Source organism: Haloquadratum walsbyi J07HQW2, from assembly GCF_000415985.1.
Classification (GTDB): Archaea; Halobacteriota; Halobacteria; order Halobacteriales; family Haloferacaceae; genus Haloquadratum; species Haloquadratum walsbyi_B.
Genome location: NZ_KE356561.1, coordinates 3,508,905 through 3,532,186, shown reverse-complemented (window position 1 = coordinate 3,532,186; position 23,282 = coordinate 3,508,905). Strand labels below are relative to the sequence as shown.

The 23,282-nt window shown below is 53.2% G+C and carries 22 protein-coding genes and 4 pseudogenes; 14 read left to right on the top strand and 12 right to left on the bottom strand.

Going from position 1 to position 23,282, the window contains the following annotated elements:
* Window positions 1-915 precede the first annotated feature (915 nt).
* Both J07HQW2_RS16360 and J07HQW2_RS16355 read left to right on the top strand, forming a co-directional pair.
* Window positions 916-2,106 carry a Cdc6/Cdc18 family protein gene (locus tag J07HQW2_RS16360; RefSeq protein ID WP_021056800.1) on the top strand — a complete coding sequence of 397 codons (1,191 nt, stop codon included), beginning with the start codon at window positions 916-918 and terminating at the stop codon, window positions 2,104-2,106.
* A gap of 645 nt (window positions 2,107-2,751) precedes the next feature.
* Entirely contained in the window at window positions 2,752-3,948 is a 1,197-nt protein-coding gene (locus tag J07HQW2_RS16355; protein WP_303704278.1) for a Cdc6/Cdc18 family protein, read from the top strand.
* A gap of 11 nt (window positions 3,949-3,959) precedes the next feature.
* Here J07HQW2_RS16355 and J07HQW2_RS16350 read toward each other — a convergent pair whose 3' ends face one another.
* Genes J07HQW2_RS16350 through J07HQW2_RS16340 form a run of 3 tightly spaced genes read right to left on the bottom strand, consistent with a single transcriptional unit; the run spans window position 3,960 to window position 5,055 of the window.
* Window positions 3,960-4,307: a hypothetical protein gene (locus tag J07HQW2_RS16350; RefSeq protein WP_021056798.1), complete on the bottom strand. Its 348-nt coding sequence runs from the start codon at window positions 4,305-4,307 to the stop codon at window positions 3,960-3,962.
* 42 nt (window positions 4,308-4,349) lie between these two features.
* On the bottom strand, window positions 4,350-4,781 hold the full coding sequence (locus J07HQW2_RS16345) for a hypothetical protein (protein WP_021056797.1): 432 nt from the start codon (window positions 4,779-4,781) through the stop codon (window positions 4,350-4,352).
* Window positions 4,774-5,055 (bottom strand): hypothetical protein, encoded by a 282-nt coding sequence (locus J07HQW2_RS16340; protein ID WP_021056796.1) that lies wholly within the window; start codon window positions 5,053-5,055, stop codon window positions 4,774-4,776. The genes J07HQW2_RS16345 and J07HQW2_RS16340 overlap by 8 nt, the downstream gene beginning before the upstream one ends.
* 529 nt (window positions 5,056-5,584) lie before the next feature.
* On the opposite strand from J07HQW2_RS16340, the gene J07HQW2_RS16335 reads away from it, so the two are divergent.
* The 4 genes and pseudogenes from J07HQW2_RS16335 to J07HQW2_RS20160 form a co-directional block, all read left to right on the top strand.
* A complete protein-coding gene (locus J07HQW2_RS16335) occupies window positions 5,585-6,322 on the top strand; it encodes a hypothetical protein (RefSeq protein WP_303704277.1) in 738 nt (245 codons plus the stop codon).
* A 218-nt stretch (window positions 6,323-6,540) separates the two neighbouring features.
* Entirely contained in the window at window positions 6,541-8,628 is a 2,088-nt protein-coding gene (locus J07HQW2_RS19355) for an AAA family ATPase (protein WP_021056794.1), read from the top strand.
* 358 nt (window positions 8,629-8,986) lie between these two features.
* Window positions 8,987-11,134, top strand: coding sequence for a hypothetical protein (locus J07HQW2_RS16320; protein WP_021056792.1), 2,148 nt, complete (start codon window positions 8,987-8,989; stop codon window positions 11,132-11,134).
* Between the two features lie 147 nt (window positions 11,135-11,281).
* Window positions 11,282-11,515: pseudogene (locus tag J07HQW2_RS20160) on the top strand (hypothetical protein); the annotation flags it as partial.
* Between the two features lie 11 nt (window positions 11,516-11,526).
* On the opposite strand, the gene J07HQW2_RS19350 reads toward J07HQW2_RS20160, so the two are convergent.
* Complete coding sequence (locus J07HQW2_RS19350) at window positions 11,527-11,853, bottom strand: hypothetical protein (protein ID WP_303704276.1); 327 nt, start codon at window positions 11,851-11,853, stop codon at window positions 11,527-11,529.
* A 98-nt stretch (window positions 11,854-11,951) separates the two neighbouring features.
* Here J07HQW2_RS19350 and J07HQW2_RS16315 point away from each other — a divergent pair, with 98 nt between their 5' ends.
* From J07HQW2_RS16315 to J07HQW2_RS16305, 3 genes are all read left to right on the top strand, one after another.
* Window positions 11,952-12,299 (top strand): hypothetical protein, encoded by a 348-nt coding sequence (locus J07HQW2_RS16315; protein ID WP_021056790.1) that lies wholly within the window; start codon window positions 11,952-11,954, stop codon window positions 12,297-12,299.
* Between the two features lie 104 nt (window positions 12,300-12,403).
* Window positions 12,404-13,063, top strand: coding sequence for a PIN domain-containing protein (locus J07HQW2_RS19345; protein WP_303704275.1), 660 nt, complete (start codon window positions 12,404-12,406; stop codon window positions 13,061-13,063).
* Window positions 13,064-14,120: 1,057 nt separating this feature from the next.
* A complete protein-coding gene (locus J07HQW2_RS16305) occupies window positions 14,121-14,813 on the top strand; it encodes a hypothetical protein (RefSeq protein WP_021056787.1) in 693 nt (230 codons plus the stop codon).
* Between the two features lie 68 nt (window positions 14,814-14,881).
* Here the strand turns inward: J07HQW2_RS16305 and J07HQW2_RS16300 are convergent, their stop codons facing one another.
* Window positions 14,882-15,169, bottom strand: a complete 288-nt coding sequence (locus J07HQW2_RS16300; RefSeq protein ID WP_021056786.1) for an AbrB/MazE/SpoVT family DNA-binding domain-containing protein — start codon at window positions 15,167-15,169, stop codon at window positions 14,882-14,884.
* A 173-nt stretch (window positions 15,170-15,342) separates the two neighbouring features.
* On the opposite strand from J07HQW2_RS16300, the gene J07HQW2_RS16295 reads away from it, so the two are divergent.
* From J07HQW2_RS16295 to J07HQW2_RS16285, 3 genes are all read left to right on the top strand, one after another.
* Window positions 15,343-15,612 carry an AbrB/MazE/SpoVT family DNA-binding domain-containing protein gene (locus tag J07HQW2_RS16295; RefSeq protein WP_048075360.1) on the top strand — a complete coding sequence of 90 codons (270 nt, stop codon included), beginning with the start codon at window positions 15,343-15,345 and terminating at the stop codon, window positions 15,610-15,612.
* A gap of 17 nt (window positions 15,613-15,629) precedes the next feature.
* Entirely contained in the window at window positions 15,630-15,980 is a 351-nt protein-coding gene (locus J07HQW2_RS16290) for a type II toxin-antitoxin system PemK/MazF family toxin (protein ID WP_048075359.1), read from the top strand.
* An 80-nt stretch (window positions 15,981-16,060) separates the two neighbouring features.
* Window positions 16,061-16,327, top strand: a complete 267-nt coding sequence (locus J07HQW2_RS16285; protein WP_021056784.1) for a hypothetical protein — start codon at window positions 16,061-16,063, stop codon at window positions 16,325-16,327.
* A 29-nt stretch (window positions 16,328-16,356) separates the two neighbouring features.
* On the opposite strand, the gene J07HQW2_RS16280 is transcribed toward J07HQW2_RS16285, so the two are convergent.
* The 3 genes and pseudogenes from J07HQW2_RS16280 to J07HQW2_RS16275 all read right to left on the bottom strand — a co-directional run bounded on the left by J07HQW2_RS16280 (window position 16,357) and on the right by J07HQW2_RS16275 (window position 19,537).
* On the bottom strand, window positions 16,357-17,313 hold the full coding sequence (locus tag J07HQW2_RS16280) for a tyrosine-type recombinase/integrase (RefSeq protein WP_021056783.1): 957 nt from the start codon (window positions 17,311-17,313) through the stop codon (window positions 16,357-16,359).
* Window positions 17,285-17,503, bottom strand: a complete 219-nt coding sequence (locus J07HQW2_RS19340) for a hypothetical protein (RefSeq protein ID WP_303704273.1) — start codon at window positions 17,501-17,503, stop codon at window positions 17,285-17,287. Before J07HQW2_RS19340 ends, J07HQW2_RS16280 begins: the two co-directional genes overlap by 29 nt.
* 351 nt (window positions 17,504-17,854) lie before the next feature.
* Window positions 17,855-19,537 (bottom strand): annotated as a pseudogene (locus J07HQW2_RS16275) (transposase).
* 283 nt (window positions 19,538-19,820) lie between these two features.
* Here J07HQW2_RS16275 and J07HQW2_RS16270 point away from each other — a divergent pair.
* Window positions 19,821-20,036, top strand: a complete 216-nt coding sequence (locus J07HQW2_RS16270) for a DUF8129 domain-containing protein (RefSeq protein ID WP_048075358.1) — start codon at window positions 19,821-19,823, stop codon at window positions 20,034-20,036.
* Window positions 20,037-20,389: 353 nt separating this feature from the next.
* Entirely contained in the window at window positions 20,390-20,680 is a 291-nt protein-coding gene (locus J07HQW2_RS16265) for a hypothetical protein (RefSeq protein WP_048075357.1), read from the top strand.
* A 53-nt stretch (window positions 20,681-20,733) separates the two neighbouring features.
* Here the strand turns inward: J07HQW2_RS16265 and J07HQW2_RS16260 are convergent, their stop codons facing one another.
* The 4 genes and pseudogenes from J07HQW2_RS16260 to J07HQW2_RS16245 all read right to left on the bottom strand — a co-directional run.
* Window positions 20,734-21,012: an amphi-Trp domain-containing protein gene (locus J07HQW2_RS16260; protein WP_021056779.1), complete on the bottom strand. Its 279-nt coding sequence runs from the start codon at window positions 21,010-21,012 to the stop codon at window positions 20,734-20,736.
* Between the two features lie 66 nt (window positions 21,013-21,078).
* A pseudogene (locus J07HQW2_RS16255) lies at window positions 21,079-21,617 on the bottom strand (hypothetical protein).
* Window positions 21,614-22,147 carry a DUF7437 domain-containing protein gene (locus tag J07HQW2_RS16250; RefSeq protein ID WP_048075356.1) on the bottom strand — a complete coding sequence of 178 codons (534 nt, stop codon included), beginning with the start codon at window positions 22,145-22,147 and terminating at the stop codon, window positions 21,614-21,616. Before J07HQW2_RS16250 ends, J07HQW2_RS16255 begins: the two are co-directional and overlap by 4 nt.
* Before the next feature lie 534 nt (window positions 22,148-22,681).
* Window positions 22,682-23,278, bottom strand: a pseudogene (locus J07HQW2_RS16245) (iron transporter); the annotation flags it as partial.
* Between the last annotated feature and the right edge of the window lie 4 nt (window positions 23,279-23,282).

Sequence of the window (23,282 nt, the reverse complement as noted above, 5' to 3'; positions counted from 1 at the left end):
AAAGAAACAGTTATGTGGACACGGTGGGGTGGGGTGGGTCACAGTTTCTATCGCGATATGTAATTACTGTATTTGAGTGGGTATTACCAGACTGATCAGACATGCCACCGCAAACTGTGTCCTGTACATGAAATATCAGTTAGATTATAATAGCTCTAATTTTATGACACATCTTGTCGTACACATGACACAGACTTGTCTATTTTTGTCCACCACCCCCACGTCTTCTGTGTCTTCTGTCTTGGTTACTTATATAGCACACACCCCCCACCACGTCTTCTGTTACGTGACAACCAGTACCGTCCACGGTAGATCGGCAAACATCACACGGAGAGGAAAAGAACGATTCCACTCCCGTGTCTATGTAAAATGACCATATCGCATGACAGCGGCTGTACGTACGCCTTTTTCGACACCCCTGTGTATCCTTTATTATCACCGAGCGTTCACAGGACGCATAGACTCGATAGGGGAGGGGGACCCCACCGCGTCCGCATAAACAGTGAACAAAATGAGGGAGAAGTGATATCGTCAAGAATGGACACGAGACGTGGGACAACACGCGGTCGATACAGGTGGAGAGTAATCGCGGTATGGAGCCTGGTCACGGCACTCGTTCCTTCTCTCTTGCTCCCTCGTCATGTCTACTGCGGCTTTTATTTCTATCGCATGATCATAAAGGTTTGTATAGATAAAAGTTATTTCACTATCCACTACCAAACGTGTTCAGACGACTGTTGTGGCATGTTTGACCTCTATGGTTAGGTTCCTCTGCGTGCAGTTTATGCGGACATGGTGGGGTCCCCCTGTTATTTAAAGAAACAGTTATGCGGACACGGTGGTATCCCTCCTGACTTAAAGAAACAGTTATGCGGACGGTGGGGTTTTATTAACCACCCTTCCGTGATTTGCTCTATGTCGAAGACGTTTGGTGACCAATCCGAGATCTTCGTCGACGAAACCGTCTTGTACGAAAACTGGGTGCCCGAAGAACTACCCGAGCGCGAGGAAGAAATAGACCGTCTCCACGATGCCCTTTCCCCCGTCACTCGCGGTGCGGCTCCTCACAACACCTTCGTCTACGGTAAAACAGGACAAGGAAAGACAGTTGGTGTCAATCACAAACTTGATGATCTGGCTGCATACGCTGAAGACAACGATATTGATCTCAATGTAGTCCGATACTCGTGCGCGAAGGACAATACGTCGTATCAGGTGGTCGTAAACTTAGTCGAACAGATTAGTGGAGACAAACCCATTGGGCATGATACGAAGACTGTCTTCGACTACCTATACACTGAGCTCCAGAAATTGGGTGGAACAACAATAATCGTATTGGATGAGATCGACAACATCGGGAACGACGATGACATACTATATGAGCTCCCCAGAGCCTTGGCAAATGGGCACCTCGAGGATATGTGGGTGAGTGTCATAGGTATTAGCAATGACTTTAGATTCCGAGATAATCTTAGCCCGAAGGTGAAAGATACACTCTGTGATGAGGAAATCCATTTCTCCCCATACGACGCTGACCAACTCCGAGCGATCCTCAGACGACGAGCAGACAAGGCGTTCTACGATGGAGCATTGTCCGATGAAGTGATACCGTTGTGTGCGGGTCTCACCGCCCAGGATAAGGGATCAGCCCGCCAAGCACTCCGTTACCTGTACAAAGCCGGAGAGTTTGCAGTAAGTGCTGATGACGAGCAGGTCACTGAGGAACACGCTCGGTTGGCTGAGGGCGAGCTTGAGCGCAAGAGCATTGAGAAGGGAATACGAGATCTGACGATCCAGGACAAGCTCGCACTGGTGGCTGTCATTGATATTGAGACCAGTGGGAAGGCACCCGCTCCCACTCGGGAGGTATACGGAAGATACAAGAAAATCGCGCTGGAGACAGGAGCCGACACGATAGCCATGCGTCGCATGAGAGACCACCTCCAAGATCTCGATCTATCAGGAGTAGTTAACGCCATCGAGCGCAACCGTGGCATTCGAGGCGGGCACCACTACTTATTCGAACTGTCGACCGATCTCGGGATGACTATCGATGTACTCGAAGAAGGAGAACGGCTAGGAAATATTTTAGATCATATTGTATAGTTACGCGGACATGGTGGGATGAGGTCACATTTTTATCGCGATGTCTTATTTATCGTGTCCTCCTAGCAATCGTCACTCAGACACAGCGTATACTGGGAATAAGATCCGACACTACCAGACTGATCAGACATGCCACCACAAACTGTGTCCTGTACGTGAAGTTACCAGTTAGATTATAATAGCCCTAATTTTATGACACATCTTGTCGTACACATGACACAGACTTGTCTATTTTTGTCCACCACCACCACGTCTTCTGTTACGTGACAACCAGTACCGTCCACGGTAGATCAGCAAACATCACACGGAGAGGAGAAGAACAATTCCACTCTCGTGTCTATGTAAAGGTTCTTACAGATGCGAACCGTTAGTAAATAGTCCACGGGACGGTATCTGCAAGACACACGACTACGGCAAGGGAGTAACGGTGTCGACCGCAGTCGTGTGGTTTCGTGTACGCGTGGTATTCTGCATTACTTCCGTCCTACAGCCGTCTAACTGGGGAGTGGTGATATTACCGTGTGACAGAAGACGCGGTGGGGGATGTGTCCTATATAAACAGTCGGGACAGAAGACGTGGTGGTATATGAATACCGAGACAAAAGACGTGGTGGTTTTATATACCCGGCATATGATATGGCTACCATGACAGAATACGCGGACATCGCGACAATATTCCAAGATGACGAGGTGTTGACCGAGAGTTGGACGCCTGATGATCTCCCTGAGCGTGATGAGGAAATTGAACAACTAAGATCCGCTTTCGCTCCAGCTACCCGAGGAGCAGGTGCCGATAGCGTGTTCCTCTACGGAAAGGCGGGTCAAGGCAAAACAGCCACTGCTCGTGTCGAACTTGATGAACTACATGATCACGCAGAGAATGAATCTGATATTCTTGATCTCAGCTCGTTTTTCATATCATGCGAAGGACTGACAACGTCGTTCCAGGTGGTAGATCAGATTGTCTACCAGCTGTGTGGCACGCACATGAATGGAATGAGTATCGGAGTAGCCTTTGACAGGATGTACGAGGAATTCAACAAAATCGGGGGAACAATAATTCTGGTTCTCGACGAGATCGATAATATTGGCTCCGACGACGACATACTGTACTCAGTTCCTCGTGCACGATCGAAGAACTACGTTGATGATGACGTGTATCCGAGTGTTGTTGGCATCTCAAATAATCTGAAATGGCATAGCAGTCTCTCGCCGAAAGTCAAAGACTCGTTGTATGATCAATCTGTTCACTTCGCCCCATACGACGCAAATCAACTTGGTTCAATTCTTAGACGACGCGCAGAAAAGGCGTTTGTCAACATGGACGTGCTGGGCGACGACGCGATACCCCTCGCTTCAGCGTTCGCTGCACAAGATAAGGGGTCAGCCCGACAAGCAATAAACTTCCTCCGGAAAGCAGCAAAATTAGCGTCAGAGAATGATGAAGAAACAGTACTGGAAAAACACGTAAGAAAGGCTGAAGATCTCATAGAGAAACAGAGGGTTGAGGAAGGAATGAGTTCTCTAACTACTCAGGGACACCTCGCTCTCGCAGCGACAACATCACTTGAACTAGCTGAGAAGACGCCTGCAAGAACAAAGGATATCTACACAGTGTATAAAAAACTAGCAAGGCGTATCGAGAGCGAAGTGATCACGATGCGACGAATGAGGGATCATCTGAACGATCTCGACATGCAGGGCATATTGATCAAGACCGTGTCAAATACTGGTCCACGTGGTGGCAAATATTTCAAATTCGAACTCAGTGTTGAAGCAGAAACCGCCACTGACATTCTCTCGGATATAACTCGATTTCAGGATATCGACCTCAGGCTGTGAGAGTAGAGAAACTAAGCCTGGTCTTGGTCTTGGTCCTCGGTGAGTTCCTGTATCAATTCCAGAGTGTCCTCAATTTGCTCAAGCACATTTTGTAGATAATCCACATGCTCAGATGTGAGAGACGGTCTAGTATCAAGATACTCCTCAACCGTGTTATTGAATCTGTCTAGTTCAAGTTTGAGCTGATTCAACTGTTTGATTTCCGTCTCATCGAAGTACCTTTCATTTCCGACTTCTCGTTTCGCATCAATCACAATTTGATTTGCACTGTTTACGTCTTCCATGTCTACCGATTCCTGTTCCAGCTCATCTTTTGCATCCTCAATATGTGAAAGTGCGATCCCAGTGTCAACGTCCATGCTTCAGTAAATCACAATTCGAGAGAAATATAATTTATATTTTCACTCGACCCGTGATTCCCAATCGTTGTTCAGTCCTTCAAGAACAACAGCCTCTAAGAAATCTTTGTGTTTCTCAATCGAACCATCACCGTTGAGAGTACGTCGTGCATTGAAGCGCTCGAACGTGTCGTTTAATTCATCCTGAAGTGCCTCACTTAGATACATCGGATACTGAGACCGAGATCTTGTTTTGACCGAATCTGAATCTGAATCTGAGGTAGACATGCCACCACCAGCGTTAGTCTCGGTATCAGTGTCCGTGTTATCCGTATTACCAGTGTGATTCGTCTGTTCTGTGTACTCCTCATGACCCGCACCACCTGTGTGATCCGTCTGTCCTGTATGCCCCGTGTAATCTGTATCCCGCGTGTTCTCGTCAGTGTCGTCACTATCATCCACGTCGTCAAACCTATCCATCAGATCGTCACTCATAGTGTAGCCTCCACATGTTTAGCAATCGTATTGTACGTGTTACACAGGTCACCCATAGGACCCTCATCCCGCGCCACGGGTACCCCGCATCATCAGGATCGTACTCAAATAGTGAAGTGCGGTGCTTGATTGCGTGCTCAACAACAGCCCGATCATCAAGTTCAAACACGTTCTCGGACCCGAACGTATCGTTAAACCATGTCTGTACGCTCCTCGAAGCCGACTCGTTGGTCGGGACCTCGTTCAGAATGGCTCCAATGCTAGATATATTCATATCGTATCGTTTCTCCAGTGTTCTAATTTCTTCGCGTAGTAGCCAGATTGAGTCTTGACTAATCTCATTTGGGTGGTTGCGGATATCACGTGTGACTTATATTTACGTCAGACACGCGTATCATACATGACATATGATATTTACAACGCGTGTGACCCATGCAATACGTACTGTACATGTGATACAAATAATACGTTAATATCGTGTGATACGTCATATACCGGGAAGTGGTCTAGACGAGGGAGAGATATTGTACCGTTGGTTGTGGCATAAATCCTCTGTCTTTTTGAATATGACACCCCTCTGAAAACGCGTACGTACGTATACATACGCCCATACGTACAACATATCTGTACCCTCGATACATCTATTTCATAGTAATGTCAGTATTCTTATAAGTAAATATCACTGACCGTTGACCGGTCGAGTCCTCGCTACCTCTATAGCATAGTGTCTATGATGACGGCGCTGAAGTCAGTGTCAATCCCCGGTTCGAATCCGAGTAAAAGCGTGCCCGCGAGGGTCGGGCTTGGCAAATCGGATGACGGCTTGGGCGAAGGGTGCAGCAGGAAAAGTTAACAATGTTGCCAGCAAGGAGATAACCGAGAAGCTCAATCACATCGGGACAACACAGAAACTCAACGAGACCAAGTCCTCTCTGAACGAGGCGCAACAGAATGAACAGGCTGCCGGCTCGCAAGCTGAGTTCATCCAAAGTTCGATGACATCGCATGATATGGATCTGATCGAGGCGAACGAGCAGGGATTCCTCAATGCTGAGCCTGTCGAAGAACAGACGTCAAAGTTGAATACCAACCCTGCTATGAGCTACGTGGTCACGGACGGAGCTTCTCGCGGCGTCAGTCTCACGCAGAAGTTCAACTCAGCGAGGACCGAGCAGCACAATGCTGGTCAAGAAGCCGAAGCGGCACAGTCCCAGGTTTACAGAACTCAGACAGGGAAAGGACGCGTTTATACGATCAAAGGTGTGGGTCGAATTGGAAAGGCTGGAGTTCGTCCTGTCTACAAAGGCGCGACGTTTGCGACGAAGACCGGCAGAGCTGCGATGATTGATGGTGTCAGCGGAAACTCGTATCTCGCTCATTCGATGGGGCGTCGAGTATCCCAGCCGATGATTGGTTCAGGCAGTCCCGAGCAAAACCAAAACCACACACTCTCAGAGTTCAGGCGTGTAGCTAGCGGGGAGACATCCAGATCTGGCGAGATAGACGAGACAGGCAATATCGACATCAGTGGAGAGAGATAACATCAGTACTCCTCCTAGTCATCGATCGACTGTCAGTTAAACTGTGTAAGGGACCACCGAGCGTACATATATTTATATACAGTCATAGAGTATAATAGGTGAGCAACTCAGACCTACTGTGGATTTCGCGCCGCTCACAGGTGTCATCTCACGAAAAACGCTGAATTGACAACCGATCACCCACTCCCAGCAAATCAGGACAACACCAGAATCGACACATGTCACTACTCACCGTGACAATCGCCTACCTCGCTGCCGACCTCGTCTACGGACTTGTCCGAGAGAGTGATTTGTTCCCGATGTATGGTCAGCGTAGCCGCCTCATCGAAGCCTCGTTCATTACGGCTGTCGTGATGGCATGGGGGTGGCTGATCGCACCAGACGTCTTTAACCCCTCTTCGGCGAGCGTCGTTGGACTTCTGGTGTACGGGGTGGTATCTATCCCTGTGTTCGCTGTTTTCTGGTTCTTTGGGCGAGCGTCGATCTCCTCGATTGGGCTAGGCGGACTACTGTCCATCTTTCCGGTATCGTTAGTCTTGGGTTTGAACGCTTACCTCCTAGACGTGCCGGCTTCTGGATTTTCAGATGCGCTCACTATTCCATTTGTAGCCGGGAACGCACCCGCCATTTTCGCCGGGGCGTACATTGCGGTCAGGGCGACAGATAATGGGCGAGGTAATCAAAAGAAGCAGCGTGAGCGAAAACGAATCCTTTCCAGCCCAACTGCCGACTCCTCAATCCGGAACACAAATGCGAACAGGAATGAGGGTTCGAGCCCGGGTGGTCACGAGGCGAACGATGCTGTCGTCGCCGAAGGCGCGACCACTGATGGGGAGTCAGAAGCTCATTCTGTGACCGGGGGTAGCTCGTCTGAGACCACATTGCGGAACTTGACACATAACTGGCAGTACTCACAGCAGCGGTTTAGCGATATCGGCGGCTATGATGAGGCAAAAGCCGATCTTGAACGTCGTGTCATCAAGCCTCTCCTAGCGCATCGTGATGGGGATGATCGTTTCTCGCGGTTCAGTATCGAACCTGAAAGCGGTATTATGCTGTATGGTCCACCCGGGACGGGAAAGACGATGTTTGCGAGGGCGCTCGCTGGCGAACTCACCGTCCCATTCGTCGAACTCTCTCCGGCGGACGTGACCTCGATGTGGATCAATGAGAGTAGCGACCGTGTAAAGACGCTATTCGACGGAGCAGAACAGCTCGGATCCGGATCCGGATCGTGCGTGATCTTCCTCGACGAGGCTGAACACCTATTCAGGGCGCGTGACTACTTGGGGACGGGAGCGCATGCCGAGGATCAAAAAGTAACAAGCGAGTTCCTCGCGCGGCTCACCCACGAAGACCGTGAGGCGATCGTGGTTGCAGCGACGAACCGACCGGGTGATATTGACCAGGCAATCCTTCGACCAAGGCGGTTGGCTGCCCACTTTGAGATCGGGCTCCCGGATGAAGACACCCGTTCCGCAATCCTTCGGACACATGTGAGCGATGTCCCGTCGTCGATTTCAAATGCTGAGTACGCGGCGCTCGCGACGCATACGGCTGGAATGACGGGAGCGGATCTCGCCAATCTCGTCGGTGAGGCTCGTCGGAATGCGGCTACCCGCGATGCTCGCGTCTTAACCCGCGAGGACTTCCCGCCAATTGAGGACCTCCAGGTAACAGCGACAGAGATGGAACCTGAGATAGACGAACTCCCGACCATCGATGGTAAGGATGATGACGATGATCCTTCTCGAGATCCGGATGTCGCCGTCTGGTCGAACACGGGTGATGCCAAGATAGTCTTTACCGTCGTCACATCGCCGATGAACGAGTTAATCCAAGATGTAATTATCGCCGACCCGTATGTGGAGTTCAACAAAGCCCTGAGAGAGCAAATGATTCCGTTGCAGACGGGTCAACTGGACAACCTTGGTAATGACTGGGTCGTCCGAAACACTGCGCCCGGTATTGTTGCTGGTGGCACTCCTTGGCACATCAATCAGATGCCCGCTAGTACCGATTGTTTCCCCGGTCTCGATGCTACCCGTGCCCGTGATCGAGACGTCGAACAGTTCTTCGGCAGAGGCGCGAACGTCGTGCTCGTGGGTAGAACTGCATTCGTTCCAGAGGTGCAATCCCTCCAGTCTGGAGAGATGTTCGACGAGGACGCTGCCGTCAATATGCCCAAAGACGTTCATACAGAGTTCGTCCGGGTAGACAACGACATACAGAGTAATATTATAGTATACCGCGATGGTCAGCTATTCTCGTACCGGACGGCATCATTCTGCTCGGAGAGATCGTGAGTTCTCTGAGATTCGATGGAAATTCGTCGATCCTATATGTTAGTCTCATGATCGACTTTGCGGTTCCTCCCGTTACTGGTGGTTCTAGGCTTGATTTGCTGACTACATATTGCGGACTTGCGCATTCCCTACCGTTTGCCGAGTTCGTTGATCCCGGAATCCTGGTCGCTGGTCAGCAGCCCGCCAACTTATGCCATATTCCTGAATTTCCCCAGGGTCAAAAAGACGTTTCAGTAACTTTTGTAACTACTATCGGGGTTCTCGTTCATCTCGTGGGGGGCAGCTAGTTACATTACTGCAGATGATATCGCATCACCAGAAACCAAGGATCAAATCAGATCAAATCAAATCAAATCAAATGAAATTCGACATACCACTCGACACTAATGAATCGGACGGCAGCCACATGGACATGTTCAAGAGCTGGCGGTCGTTTTCGCGTATCTTTGAGGGAGCAAGGCGGATGCGTGTAATCACATACTGTGATTCACCTGAGTTTATTCTCGACCTTTTCGAGGATTTAGAGAACTTAGAATGCTTAGAGGTTATAGTCGGAGACATCGACGACTATCGTGAGCGTCTCATAGATAAACCTGACCTCGCGGATCGACTAGAACAATTACGTCGAGATCATAAACTGGTTATTTACCTATGTGAGAATAAACAGGTCCATACAAAACTTTATTTAATTGAATATCTGGGAGAGGACCAGACTGATGAGGGCTCTGGAGGCGATGACCAGGTGACTCTTGACCGCGGGGCGACCACCGAGCCGAGGTCTTCAGTAGATACCAGTGCTGTACCGGCGAAGGTCGTAATTGGGTCCCCGAACCTGTCCCGCAATGCTTGGTCGAATCAAACAAACATCGGGGTCGTGTACGACACGACGATAGAAAGCGATCTCTACGCAGACTTCGAGGATCTGTACTATCATCACAGAGACTCCTACAACAAGGGAGGTCCTTTCCTCAAGGACCTTTCCGAACAGCTTGAGCAGTCGGATGATGATCGTGAGGAGGTAATCAAACTGTACACGGAGGGGCGCATGGGGACAAAAGATGAACTTGGAGAGGTTCATAGCCGTCTCACAGAACATATAGATGCTGAGGTTGAGACGGAAGATCTCTCACTCAATAATAGGACAACTTCCGACGGCGAACACACTCAACTAGCGAAGGAGGACAAAAATGCAGACGAGCCAGCAGAGAATCTCGATCCAAACCTGACTGGTGCACCACAGGATCGTATCACACTGTCACTCAGAGGGTACGACGAGTCGACGGTGAACACACTGTCTAAGATGACCGACTTCGACGCGACGGTATCGAACGATATCTTAACCACAACCCCAGACGCCTTCCAGCGGTATGCACAACAGATCTTCGATATTCCAACGATGCATCTAAACGAAGATATGGCTCAGCTCAAGTTCCACTGCGATGGTACGGTCTACCGTGTGACCAAGTCACCAAAGAGTCCAGAGAGGGTCGACAAGGCACTTGCAGAGATCGAGAACTATTTTGCGACTGTCGACGATTACGGTAATTCGGATGATGATACAGCGGTCAAGGCGCACATGTATGAAGCGCTCCTCTGGTTCTTTTGGGCGCCCTTCGCAAACCGTCAAGCGACTTTTTACCGTCAGCATGGTATCAACCTCGACAAAGCGTTTCCATATCTCTACATCTTCGGGGAGTCGAACGGCGGGAAAGGCACGTTCTGTCGGTTCGCTCTCTCACTGATTAGTGGAAACCGTGTCGAAGCACCAGTAGATGCCGATGAGATTGGGAAACGAAAGGTCCGAAACCTCCGGTCAGCACACACATCATTCCCGGTCATCGTAGACGACATCACAAAGGAAAAAGTGAATTCGTTGGGCACTCTCCGAAACTACTGGAGCGGATGGACTGGAGAAACCTCGTATCCGATGTTTGCGTTCATCTCTAATGATAAGCGTCCTGATAAGTGGTTTCGGAACCGAGCTAAGATCCTCCGGTTCGACATCAATTTCACGACGTCTCACCAAGGTGAGGCACGGGTAAATCGACTCATCGACACGGAGAATCCAATATTCCAGTGGTTCGGGCACGAATATTTGAATCGTGACCTTGCACTGGGGGAAGACTCGGATGCACTCCGTGAGGTCAGAGAAGTAATGTTGAACCTCTACGAGTTTGCTGATCGATCTGTCCCAGACTACTTTCCGAGTGAGCCAGCCGAACAGGCATACGACTCTGGACGGGAGCGATGGCACAATCTCCTCGATAGAGAAGACATCGAAATTAGTGAAAACAAGGACACGCTTCAGGTAACGTTCCCGGAGTCGATGAGCTTTGAGCTCCATGAGTACAAGCGTGATCCGCCGATGACTGTTCGAGTTGAAAAGCAAGGACCCGATTTGATCATTAAAACACCAGACGAGTTCTTCGACTGGTTTGGCGAGACGACTACTGGTAATCCACGCGGAGGATTCCTCTCACGCGCTCGTAATCTTCTGAGTCGGTAGTCAGGAACTAACATAATTACGACATACGATTATATACATCAAGTCGACATACCACAATTATATCAATTCTAATAAAACGCACCACCAGACTGGGAAGCTCGCTGGAGAGCCGTCCACGGACGCGCCGACCACACATGCCAGAACTGTGGATTACAAATCGGACCTCACGCCAGCGACAATATGACGATTCTCCACGCGCACCACCTGATGTCACTCCATAGTGATGAGTGGAATTATTTGAGGAATCTTGTGCCGGTCTATCAATACTGTCACGACCGAATCCACGGACACCCGACTGGGGACCAGCACGATGCCGGCGAGCAAAATAATAGGTCCTTCGAATGGTCGGTCGGTCAATCGTGCGCGGTATCAAATTGGTGATTCAATAGTTATCATATCTTCTCTGAACCACCTGACCGGCCTAGGCGTGTCTGATTGCGCCGGGGATCGGCGGAATACGGTCCCGGCTCTTCCATCACGAGATCGTTGTGGGGAGTTGTACGGATAGCGAGTTCAATGGCGTTTTTGAGTCTAATGTGAGCATGGGCGTCGGACAGTGCTTTGACGACGGTCTTCGCAAGTGTGTCTTTATCAAGTGTTCTGGAATCGTCGATAGCGTCTCGGGCGACAGCGGTGAGATATTGCACACAGCGGGTGGTGATACTGGCGTCAACGTCGCTGCTGGCGGGGGTATGCTGTAGAGTCGTGGTAGTATTCATTAGGGTGAGTCCCTCCACCAAATCGGGGACGACAAATGAGAGTGTGACTTTCTGGTCTTACGTTACGTTATTAGTATGATGGTAGCGTGGGATAGCACATGCCCGAACCTGACCCCGATGCTAGCGCTCCTGCCGGTCCTGAAGAGCGTAGTGTGAAGATGCCCGCACCCCCGGAGGGGTTAGCAAAGCGCGTGTGGGAACCCCTGCAGGCACAAACCGTCTCCGATCTCGAGCGAGTCATCGATTACTGCGAGGAACTCACCGAACACAAAGAGCGACCAGTGGCTCCGAGTGAGACGGCTGGGGCAGGTGACGTCGCAGAAGAGAAGCTACCACAGGATCTCTCCCATAAGAGGCGGCGTGCAGCCACGGAAGAACTCGAGGAGATGAGTGCGGACGAGCTGAAGAACCTCTCAGAGGACAAGACATTTGATGAACTTCTCTAACGCCTTGCACAGAGCGAGAAGCCCATTCACATCGGCGTGTGGAGCGAGGAAGAAGGCGATAGCGCACGAGAGGCAGTGAAGCGCTCTCGAAAGAACTTCGAGCGGTGACCTTCCTCGATTCCTCAGTCATCATCGACATGCTCGAGCGCATCCCTGACGTCGTCGAGTATGTCGAAGACCGCAGCCAGCCGTACCTTACGTCCTCGCTCTGCGTGTTTGAGGTCATCGATGGCGAGGTCGGCTCCGGATCCACAGATGTCGCCGCGGTCCGGCAGGAGTTCGGCGGTGTCTGTTCTCTCGATCTCGACGAACAGATCGCCGTGGAAGCGGAACGGATACAGGACCGCTTGATGGACGACGGCGAACGGATGGCGGCTCGGGACCTACTCACCGCGGCGACCGCTCAGTCTACGGGCGACGAACTCATCGTGATCGTCTGGGTTCGACTCGTCCGCTTCGTCACTGTGAGATGGACGGTGTCGGTCTGGGTCCCGCGGAACACTAATACCTGCGTTCTGGGTTTGAATAAGTATGGTCCGCCGGCTGTCTCGACTATACTGCGAAGCTCAGCGCTGAACCGTTCGTGCCACTTTACCACAGTGTTGACTGGTCCAGTACACGCTCCAGGTCCAGCTGCTCGGAGAGTGTCGGATGACATTCAGGACACTCCCTCAGGTCCGTTTCGTGCTCCCACCCGGTGGGGTCTTTTCAGTGAGAACACCCGAAAAAGGGCGTCCATCTGGCAGCGTGTCGAATTCCCATAGCAGTCTTGGGCTTCGAAGCGAAAGTATGCTATCGGAAGTTCGCAGATGTACTATTCGAGTGAGTCGTGTTCTTGATGACTAAACCAGACTTCCGAGACGACTCGAATGTCCGATTCTAATCTGGGGAGTGAGGTTCGATCGTACAACGGCGTTGAGTCATAGGTTGGACACCCAACGTACGGCTGTTGGGGGATTCGGCGAAAAATGATACATTGTGACTCACAGGTCGCAGCCACTACGAGATGCTAGCCACCACACGGTCAAGAATCCGTCTAAGTGATTATATGTGTGCTTTTGAGACATCATATTCGTTATACATATCCGGAGTTGGCACAGGCGACTGTCACATTTGTACGCTTGTTTTCGCAAAATATTGCCGGAGACAGTCATAGTTACTTCTCCATCACAATGACAAGTGTCATATCATGAACGAAGAAGCACCGGTGGATGGGCTCTGCCTTGTCGGAGATGTAGAGGTGACGTGTCTGTTCCGGCGTATCGACGTTCCTATCATTTTCTTCGTTAATTAAGAGATTAGTATACAAGGCTTTTTATTGCGTCGTCTGGGTCTTTGTCAGGAGGCGCTGTGGACGTTTCACCGCAGCCGACGACGGTTACCGGTTTCTCCTCTGATGTTAGTGGCTCCGGAGGATCTGTGTCGCCGTCGCCTGCTGGTTCTGGCTCCGGTTCCTAATCGGTCGATTTTGTGGACCTGGCTGTCTGTGGTGCATCAACTGGCTGTGAGTCGGTCTGCCGCGTCGTTGAGGCCGTCGTGTCGTGGACTCGTTGGACGTGCGAAAGCAAACGCCGGAACGCCTGTCTGTCGCTGTACACCCACCGTGTCGTCGCCTATGAAGACCGCACGGCGTTATGTCGGTCCGAACCGGATATGTTATGTCCGGACCGTGCGATCGCGACCGGACACTTCGCTGAACGGTAAGATGGCTGGATCCCGGATACTGAGACGTGACGCAAGCTGACGCTATTGAGCGGGGAACGGTCCGACCGACACACTCGTCTCGCGGGGTCCGTCTCAGTTCAACCGCTGTGGGTCGTGATGACAGGGACTCGGTCGGACACATGGGTGCGTAACAAGATTGAAGAGATTGTTGACCGCGCCGGGGTTCGCTTACCTGACGGGTCGAATCCGACGCCGAAGCATTTCCGACAGTTCTGGTTCAATGAGTACCTCGATGCCTACGAGGCGTATATCGCCAAAATAGAGGATGTCGCTACGGAACAGTCGAGCGCTTCAGCAGAGATCGTCGATAAACACTACCTCGCTAGTCACCGTGAACGAGATCACTTCCGCCGGTTCGCGTACACGCACTTCGAGACAGCGTTCCCGACCGACGTTGTGATCTCGCCTGAAGAGATCGCAGAAGCTCGGAACGACACTGATGACGACGGACAGACCTCGCTGGGAGACTTCGTCGGTGCATGGCTTCCCGGGACGGCGACCGCATGGGTATCCGCCCAGGCAACGAAGGCGCGAGCGAGCCGAGAAAAAGCCGCTATCGAATATGATCCGCGAACATCGCTCCCCTCACGGCGAGAAGCTGCTGTTACCGCTATCGGTACGTTTGCGCTGGCAGCAGTCATCGGTGTGATGACAGCAATACAAGGGATCAACCCGCTTGTTGCCCCAGGGTCAGTTCCGCCAGAAATGCCAATCGCTCTTCTCCTGTGGCTGGCGTACGCAATCTACGATATGCCTGATCTTGAAGAACCGCCTATACAGCCGGGATAATTACTGTCTGTTCGCGCTTGACACTTGATCCAACCGAAGTCCTCGCATACCGTGGTCTGGCCCGACGCTTATGGGTCCTCGGACGGGTGTAGGCGTTCAACTCGCATCTTGCGTTTTTTATCCTTTATTTCACGAACCCGCTCCAGTACTTCACCGCGTTCGTGTTCTCCAGCATGGATTCCATGCAGTTTATCGAGCGATGGCACCGGCTCGATGATGATGCGCCCCTGGTCTTCGTAGACGAACACTCTGCCCGGCGTCTCGATCCCGAACTTCTCTCGTAACCCCTTCGGGATTGTGGCCTGTCCCTTCTGGGATACACGTACTACCCTTGGTTCGTTTCTACTACCTACCATCGCTAGTAGTACTACGGTACTTTGTATCACTAATCTTTCCCAGCCAGCCAATCACAGCAGATGTTAATGTTAATATTAAGTTTAACCCGGTCTGTGTTTCTCATTTAAGACGTTTCAATCTTCTTGTGCCGACCCCCGTCAACTCTATAAGTATGAAAAAAGTATGTACTGGTATGCGTGAGCACAAGCGAAAGGTGGGCGACCGGGGACAAGTTACGATTCCCAAGGAACTCAGAGATCGTCAAGGCATCAAGGGGGGAGACGAAATCGAGTTCGTGGAAACAGACGACGAGATCGTCATCAAACCCCCGACAGACAAAGAACGACTCGCGGAAGGCTACCGGGAACGTGCGGAACGATCACAGCAGTTGGCCGAGGAGATGGCCCCAGCGTCATCGGAAGCGACTGACCGCCTTGGGGAAGCCCCTGGGTGGAGCGAGTGACGCCTAGGTGTTGATACGTGAAAGTACGCCGCGGCGACATCGTTATTGTTGATTTGAGTCCGACGAAAGGAAGCGAACAGCAAGGAACGAACCGCCCCTGTGTAGTCATTCAAAACGATGTGGGGAACAGGAACTCCCCGACCACGATCATCGCTCCGTTCACAAAACAGTACAACCCGAATAACACGTACCCGTTCGAAGTAGAGGTACTGGCATCGAATACAGCGCTCAATCAGGATTCGGTGGCAGACCTCAGTCAAATCCGCGTAGTGGATGTCAACAAGCGAGTGAAGACAAATATCGGATCAGTCCCTTCCTCTCGGATGAGAAAGATCGACACGGCGATTAAAACCAGTCTCGGCCTGTAATCGCTCAGTTGAATCGGCTTGACAAGGCCCACCGACTGATTTTACCAGCGTATAAGACCATTAGCGAGTGTCAATCATATATGAGGGAACGGCAAGCTAAAGCGATCAACGCGCCGTACGTGTGGGTCGCGCGGCTCACTGGATCGGTCAGTGACTACACCGGATTTTGTAGCCGCCACACAGCGCGGCGCTGGGTCGAGGAGCGAATCGAGACGGACAGCGATAACGCTGGCTGGACGGTCGGTGAGTCAGTCGATACGTATCACGTTCCGGATCGCCCGGAAACGGGACGTGTAGAACTCCTCGTCGTTAATGACGCAACGGCGATCATCCATGAAGACATGTGAATCAAATCGTTTTCTCAGACGATTTGATTTCAGTTATTCTTCCAAGCACCGCTAAGAACATCGCTCACCGCTTCAGCTGTTTCAGACGCATCAATATGGGAATAGGCATCGTGAGTCGTTCGGATAGACTCGTGACGCAACGCTGACTGCGCGAGCTCAGCCGATTCCCGGTAAAGCAGGTCCCCCAATCCTCGTCGAGCTCCGTGCGGTTTTAGATACTCGCCTTCAACCTCGATGTCAGCCCGTTCACATAGCCGTTCCATCAACGTTCGTGCCCCTCGAACCGTGATGGCAGGCGGTGAAATATCGTACTCTCGGAGAATCTCCTTTGTGGGCTGTTCGTCCAGGAGCGTCTCAATCGCTGATTCTTCCCATCCACGCTGTCCGAGTTCCCTTCGAATTGTTCTGTACAGCGACGGGACGTGTGCGGTCGGAAATACAGGCCAGTCGTTTGAAGCGGGTTGTTGTACGTCGTAGTGGCGACGAAGATGATCCCGCGCTTGAGACGGAAGCTGAGCGTATTCCCACTGCTGATTTTTTCCGAGCACGCGTAACGCTCCACTCTCCAGATCGACGCGTTCCCACCGTAGCCCCTGTCGCCCGTCTCGGTCATCGTCGGCGTCACGGCAGATTTCTGCTCCCCGCACACCAGTCGAGGCCAATAGCGAAACTAACGCCCGGTTTCGGATGGGTATCGCTGCTGCATCCATCCTGCCGTCATCGAGCCGTTCATCAATACGCTGAGAGAGGTGTGCGAACAACGCTTGGACATCCTCGGGCGTCCAGAATTGCCGATTCGGTTCGGTCGTATCTTCGGGGAGTTCTTTCGTCGCTCTCGTAGCCGCAGCAGGATTCGTGTCGATCAGCCCATCTTCAACAGCCCAACTGAGACAGGCTCGGACTGTCGCATAGTATGTGTTCGCAGTCGAGGCAGCGAACTCGCCATTCCGGACCCGCTTACGGAGTTCCTGCGCGTATGCCCGCATCACGCCGTCGTCGATCTGCTCTAATCGAGACAACCCCTGGGTTCAAGCCACGAAACCCACCGTCCAAGCGCTGCTGAGGCGAGTCCTCGGTAGTTCCCCCCGCCTTGCCCCTCTTGGCCTTCGCTTCCAAGTAACGCTCTACAACGCCGTCAATACGGGCTTCAGAAGCCTGTCCCGGTCGTGTGGTCACGATTCGTGGTCACCTGACGGCAAGGTGGTGTCGGAAACCACTTCTCTTTACTGGTCTAAAGAGAAGTGACTTAACACACCCTATTTCGAGTGAAAACCGTAAGACGGCGTGGTGTTCGACCCTATCATAAATCACAGACCGCTATATGGAAAGGTTGGGCGTGGAGTTGAGACTACAGTGGGTTTAGCGGGGCTGTGGTGCGTGGATTCGGTCGAATCAACGAGCGGGAACTGCCTCAGATGGCTCTCCAACCGGGCTCTCTTGTTGTACGGCCAACCATATGGCCGAATGTTTGTGACTTCCAGCAATGTAGCCACTCAGACGCTCCGCTAACTCGGATAGAGGTTCTAACTACCCGATGCCAGTCTCCTTCTTCAGCAGCGTCAGCGTGTTATCTGCCGTCACGATGGGTGAATGGTCGTACTCTCCGGCCAACTCCACCTGCACTAGAAGATCAACGGCTCGCCAAATTGAGTACAGGAGACACGTGAATGCGAAGTAGAAGAACCGCAGCCCGAAATAGTTTGATGTCGTCGCGGTCATGAACGGCTTGATCGACCTGTAGCCGCTCTCAATCTCCCAGCGATACCCGTACTCTGTGAGGTGGCCACTCCCGCAATTCGTCATGAACACCGAATACTGCCGGTGATCGTCGTGCTCGGAATTCGCTCTCCGACGGTAGATCAGCGTCGTCTCGTGCCACTCATTCTTGCCGAGGTGGAGCTTCCGGCCGGTCTCGTATCGGTCCTGTCCTGGTCGCGTTGGAGTAACCGCTTGACCTGGGCTTTCTCGCTGGTCTGCATCCGCTTTGGCACGACGTACGAGAGCCCCACGCTGGCTGAGCATCTCCAGGACGTGCTGGCTATCGAACTCACGATCCATCAGGACGTTATCGGCGTGAACCATCTCCTCAGCAGAGTCCAAGAGGTCCTCAACGATTTCTAAGCGGGACTCACCCTTCCGAACTGGTCTCGCGTCCAGCACAATCGGGACTGCATTGCCGACTAATTGGACGGTGGCCTGCTGATAGGCATACTCGTCGGTCTTCTCCTTTGTTCCGATTATTTCGTCTTCGTGGCCCGTTCTATCACCGGTGAAGGGGTCAGCTTCGGTGATATCGATTGCGACAATCCCGGCTCGGAAGAACTCCTCTATCTCCGCAACTTCGTTCAGGAGCCTGTTGACGGCCTGTCGGTACATCTCGCGAACCTGTTCAATCGAGAGGTCTCGAATCTGCTCGCGATGGGCGTGATCTAACGGCGTTCGCTCACGAGTCGACTCGTAGGTAAAACTACGAGCGCCCTCGTTAGCAGCTAGCCGCTCGCGAAGTCCGAGATACGTCTGTAAGTCCCAGTAGGCGTTCTCGTGAATTTCACAGCCTTCACTTCGATCCAGTGAGAACGCCGGGAAGACGACGTGACTGACGTGGTCCGTAACCGTTGCCGCTTCGTTGAGGACAGCTTGATCGTCTGGGTCCGATTCGTCCTCCTCGTCACCATGAGATGGGAGGTGTCGCTCTGGTTTCCGCGGGACTGCAACATCCGCGTTCTGGGCTTTGATCAGAATCGTCCGGGCGGCTGTCTCGACTGTACTGCGAGGTTCGACGGGGAATCGTTTGTGCCAACTTCGCCACAGCGTCGACTGGTTCGGGACACTTTCTAAGCCCAACTGCTCGCAGAGCGCCGGGCGACACCCGAGATACTCGATCAGCGCTGTTTCGTGGGGCTACCCGTGGAGCTCTTTCAAAATAAAGACGCGAAAGAGAGTATCCATCTCGTAGCGAGTCGACCCTGCGTAGCGGTCGTGCGCGTCGAATTCGAGATACGCCAGCGGAAGTGCGCAGATGAAGTTCTCGACCGACTCGTGGCGGTCGTGTCTGAACCAGATCTGCGAGACAATTCTGATATCCGATTCCAGCCCGTCGAGCGAGCTTCGCTCGTACAGCGGCGTCGCATCGTATACTGACCAATCAGCGTGGGGGCGGTGGGCAATCCGTCGAAAGAGACTTCGGCGAGACTCACGAGTTGATGCCACTACGAGACGCTGAACACGACTCGCTCAAAAACGCCGCTCTCTCGAGGAGCCATACTGATCGACCGATTCTCTCTCTGTATTCATAGCCGTTCTGCCCGACTTTTTGTATCCCTCTCCTGAGTACTGAATATGTTCGAGACGATCCTCTTTCCAACCCCGTGTCTCGATCACGAGCGAGACGGTCCCTGAAGAGCCAAGTTACCCCACAAAACGGGGTCGAGGAACTCTGTGGGGTAACTCTACGCAAACAGAGCCCGCGAATCGGGCCTCCGGAGGTGGCACCGTGAGGAGCACAGATACTGGCGGGATTCAAGAGAAGCTTCCACCGGAGAAGTTCCTCGAGACCGACCACCTGCGGCTGATCCGCGCTGGTGTCGTCTGTATGCACGACATTGAGACCGTTCGAGCATACGTCGTTCACGGTAACCAGCATCAGCGACCGAGGTGGGTACTCCGGTTGCTCGCTACCCGTGCAGCGACGCTCCGAGAGAACGAATAACCCGCTATCTTCGAGGGCTCGCTGGCACATACTCATATCCCACCATGACGGACAACTGACTACGTGGTGTGTTCCCATGGCAGTCAAACCCGGATCCGGCGGTGACCGCGACTTCGTGACGATCTTCAAGACTGGCTCGGTCGACCGCGACGACTATCCCGAGCTCGCCGAGCACCTCCTCGAGGGGCGGACCCAACTCGCTGCGGAGACTGGCTACCTGATGAAGTTCGGCGACATCTCACATCGGGGCTTGACCCCCTTCGACGTCGCCTCGTTGCACGACGCTCCGGCGTATCCCCTTCCCCTTCCCGCACGCAGCACTGGAATCACTGCCAGCGCATGTCCGAGCCGACTTGGAGCGCGATGGCGCCGTCCAACTATTCGCTGCATACGATCGGGACGCTCACGAGTTCGAAGACGTCGCGCTCGCGTGGGAGGAGCAGGACTTCCTCGAGCGACTTGCTGAGCTGATCGCCGGCGACTGCTCGGTCCACGAGGCGATCGATTGGGTCGTCGTCGAGGAGGCAGAACGCTATACTGTCGGCCAGTGGGCTGACATCAGAGCGGTAACTGAGGATGCCGTCCAGTCGAACATCAACGCGGCTCGGGAGAAACTGCTCGCTGAGGAGGACCGAGAGCACTAGACGAGATCGCATATCGGACCGTCTGAGCGTGTACCGGACTGTTTCGGTTCTTTTCACTCGATACTGAGGTCGCCGGTATCGGCCGCGTTCTCGTCCCACTCCAACTCGAATTCAAGTTCGATCTCTGCCGATCTCCCGGACGTTGATGTCTCGCGCTCGAGTTCAACCTCGAACTCGACCCGATTTGGCAGAGTAAGGGTGATCGATTCGGTCCCCGACTGCAAAGTAAATTCGTCGCCGGCTTCGAGGTGGTCTGCGACCGTTCGGAGATACTGAGCGACCTCAGCCACGTCCATGTCGCGCTCGAACTCGAACAGTGTTTCTTCAGGCATCCCTGTATCTTCGCAGCACGAGCTCTTGACTGTGCGTATCTGCGGCTGCCCTCTCAGCTAACGAGTTCACCGGAACTCGCTGGCGGTGATCGTTTCGAGGTATCCCTCGCTCACGTAGCGGTACTCGATTCGCCCCTCGAAGCCATGCCCCGGGAGCAGCGCCTCTGCGGCGTTCCCGGCTGGCTTGTCGGTAGTGAAGTGAGAAGGACGACGTCGTCGGATTTGCCGGCATCGAGCAGCTGTGCGGCGAGGCCGATCAGCGCTGTGTCTGCCTTCTCGACGGTGTCCTCGTCGCGATCGGTCTCGGTCTCGTTTGCGATCCACCGTCGAGTGTCGTCCATCACCGTCGAGACGAGTGGATCGGTGTAGTCGAGTTCGTCAGCGACGACGATCCAGCCCTCCTGGAAACCCTTGGGGTAGGGGATATCCCCCGAGGGGTACGCCTCGGCGGTTGGATCCCCGCCGAGTTCTTCGTACACACGCTGCGGAACGATCAACGAAACTCCTGCCTGTCGGACCGCCCGCCGGAGCCGCTGGAACTTCTCGTTGCCCGGGCCGCCACACCGAACGAACACGCCGGTGTCAGCAATATAGGCGGTCGTCATTCAGCCGCGTTGGTGTAGGTCGTTGCGACCGGTTCGAGCGCTTGGAGGATGATTTCGGCCTCGAGCGGCGAGAGGTCAAGCTCGCGGGCCATGATCCGGTGGTTGACAGTCCCGCCCACCTGTTCGAAGGCGTACTCCAGCGCCGCTGAGAGACCGTCGAGACCGTGGCGCTCGACGTACACGTCGACATCCTCGTCCGTATCCACCTGGGCGATGGCGGCAATCAGGGCTGGGGTGACCGTCGTGGTCGTGCCGTCGACGGAGAGCGTGAGCGAGATCGCCTCGGCGTCGTACTCGTACGGCCGCGACTCAGTGACTCTCTTCAGGAGACTGGCTGCCTCCAGCCGCTGGACGTAGTCGTAAGCTGTCCCCTGTGGAATCCCGAGTTCGTCGACGAGGTCCTCGACAGTCACCGGTCCCTCACGCTCGGTGTAGGCGTAGATGCGGGCGAGCGCTGGCGTCTCGATGAGGTCGGCGACGGTTTGGAGCTGCTGGAGGGGACGGTCACGACCGGTTGAGGACTTCGCCATCGTACTCATGAGTTATAGATAATTCATAATATGTCTTGCGATGGAGTTCACACGAGCACGTCTCGGACACGTAGAGCGAAAGCGTCTCTGTGACCGACTGGACCCGACAAAATGGAGTTCGTCGAGCACTCGTGAACGGGATTGAACTGGATGTCAGAGAACCCAGCCTGGCTAGTCGCGGAGCTCTGCGACCGACTCGCCGACCGCTCGGACGTGGTCGCTCCGCTCGAGATCGAATTCCTCGGCGAGGTAATCACCCGTCTGTTCGAGATTCATATCCGAACGAAGGCTTTCGAATCGTAAAACGACATAGCTGAATTGTTCAGAGTGATACCAACCGTACCCCGAAACGATCTGATAAAACTGAGGATCAATCTAACGTAACCGAACATATGAAACAAGAGCGTCAGAAAATGCGCATTCCATACAAGTTTCGGCGTGATAGTGTTCAGGACGGTCGGAATCGTGTTCCGTTATTCCTGCAGGAGGAGACGAGGGGAAACGAAAACGAGCGTGATGCACAACGAGAACTCGAAAGTCGAACGCGGTCGTCTGAACGGATTCTAAACGACCGCTCAGCGTTCCGGTCCGACGAAGTGGCACACCACCGACGCGAACCGTCGCAGTGTAAGACCCCTCTCCAGATAATTCGTAATTCGCCCCGTAGTGTAGACCCATCTGTTGAGAGAGCATTGGGTAGGCCACCTCCTGTGTGACCAGGCCGTCATCGTTCGTTATCTCGATCGTTATTCCCGAATCGATCGGTAGTGTCGTCCCCGTCTCTTTGTCCCACAACGAAACCATCAGATGGATCGAGTCGTCAGCTTCGACGACAGTCTTTCCGACCTCGTCTCCCGTCACCGTCCAGAATCGGTGCGGGTACGAATACATAACCGCAAGCCCGTATGGCCCGCTCGTTGTCATCCCGTACATCTTCATTCCCTCGGTGATAGCCGGGAGGTACACGGCGTTCGGGCGGTCCTCAACGAGCGGTGGGTCACGCCAGGCCGATTCCTGCTGGAAGCCCGCTGCTTCAACTGTTCCGAGGCAGCCGGTCGTCGCTGCCATTCCGACGCCCGCGAGCCCCCCAAGCAGTCGGCGCCGGGTTGAGCGGAGCTTCCCGTCCGGCATCGAA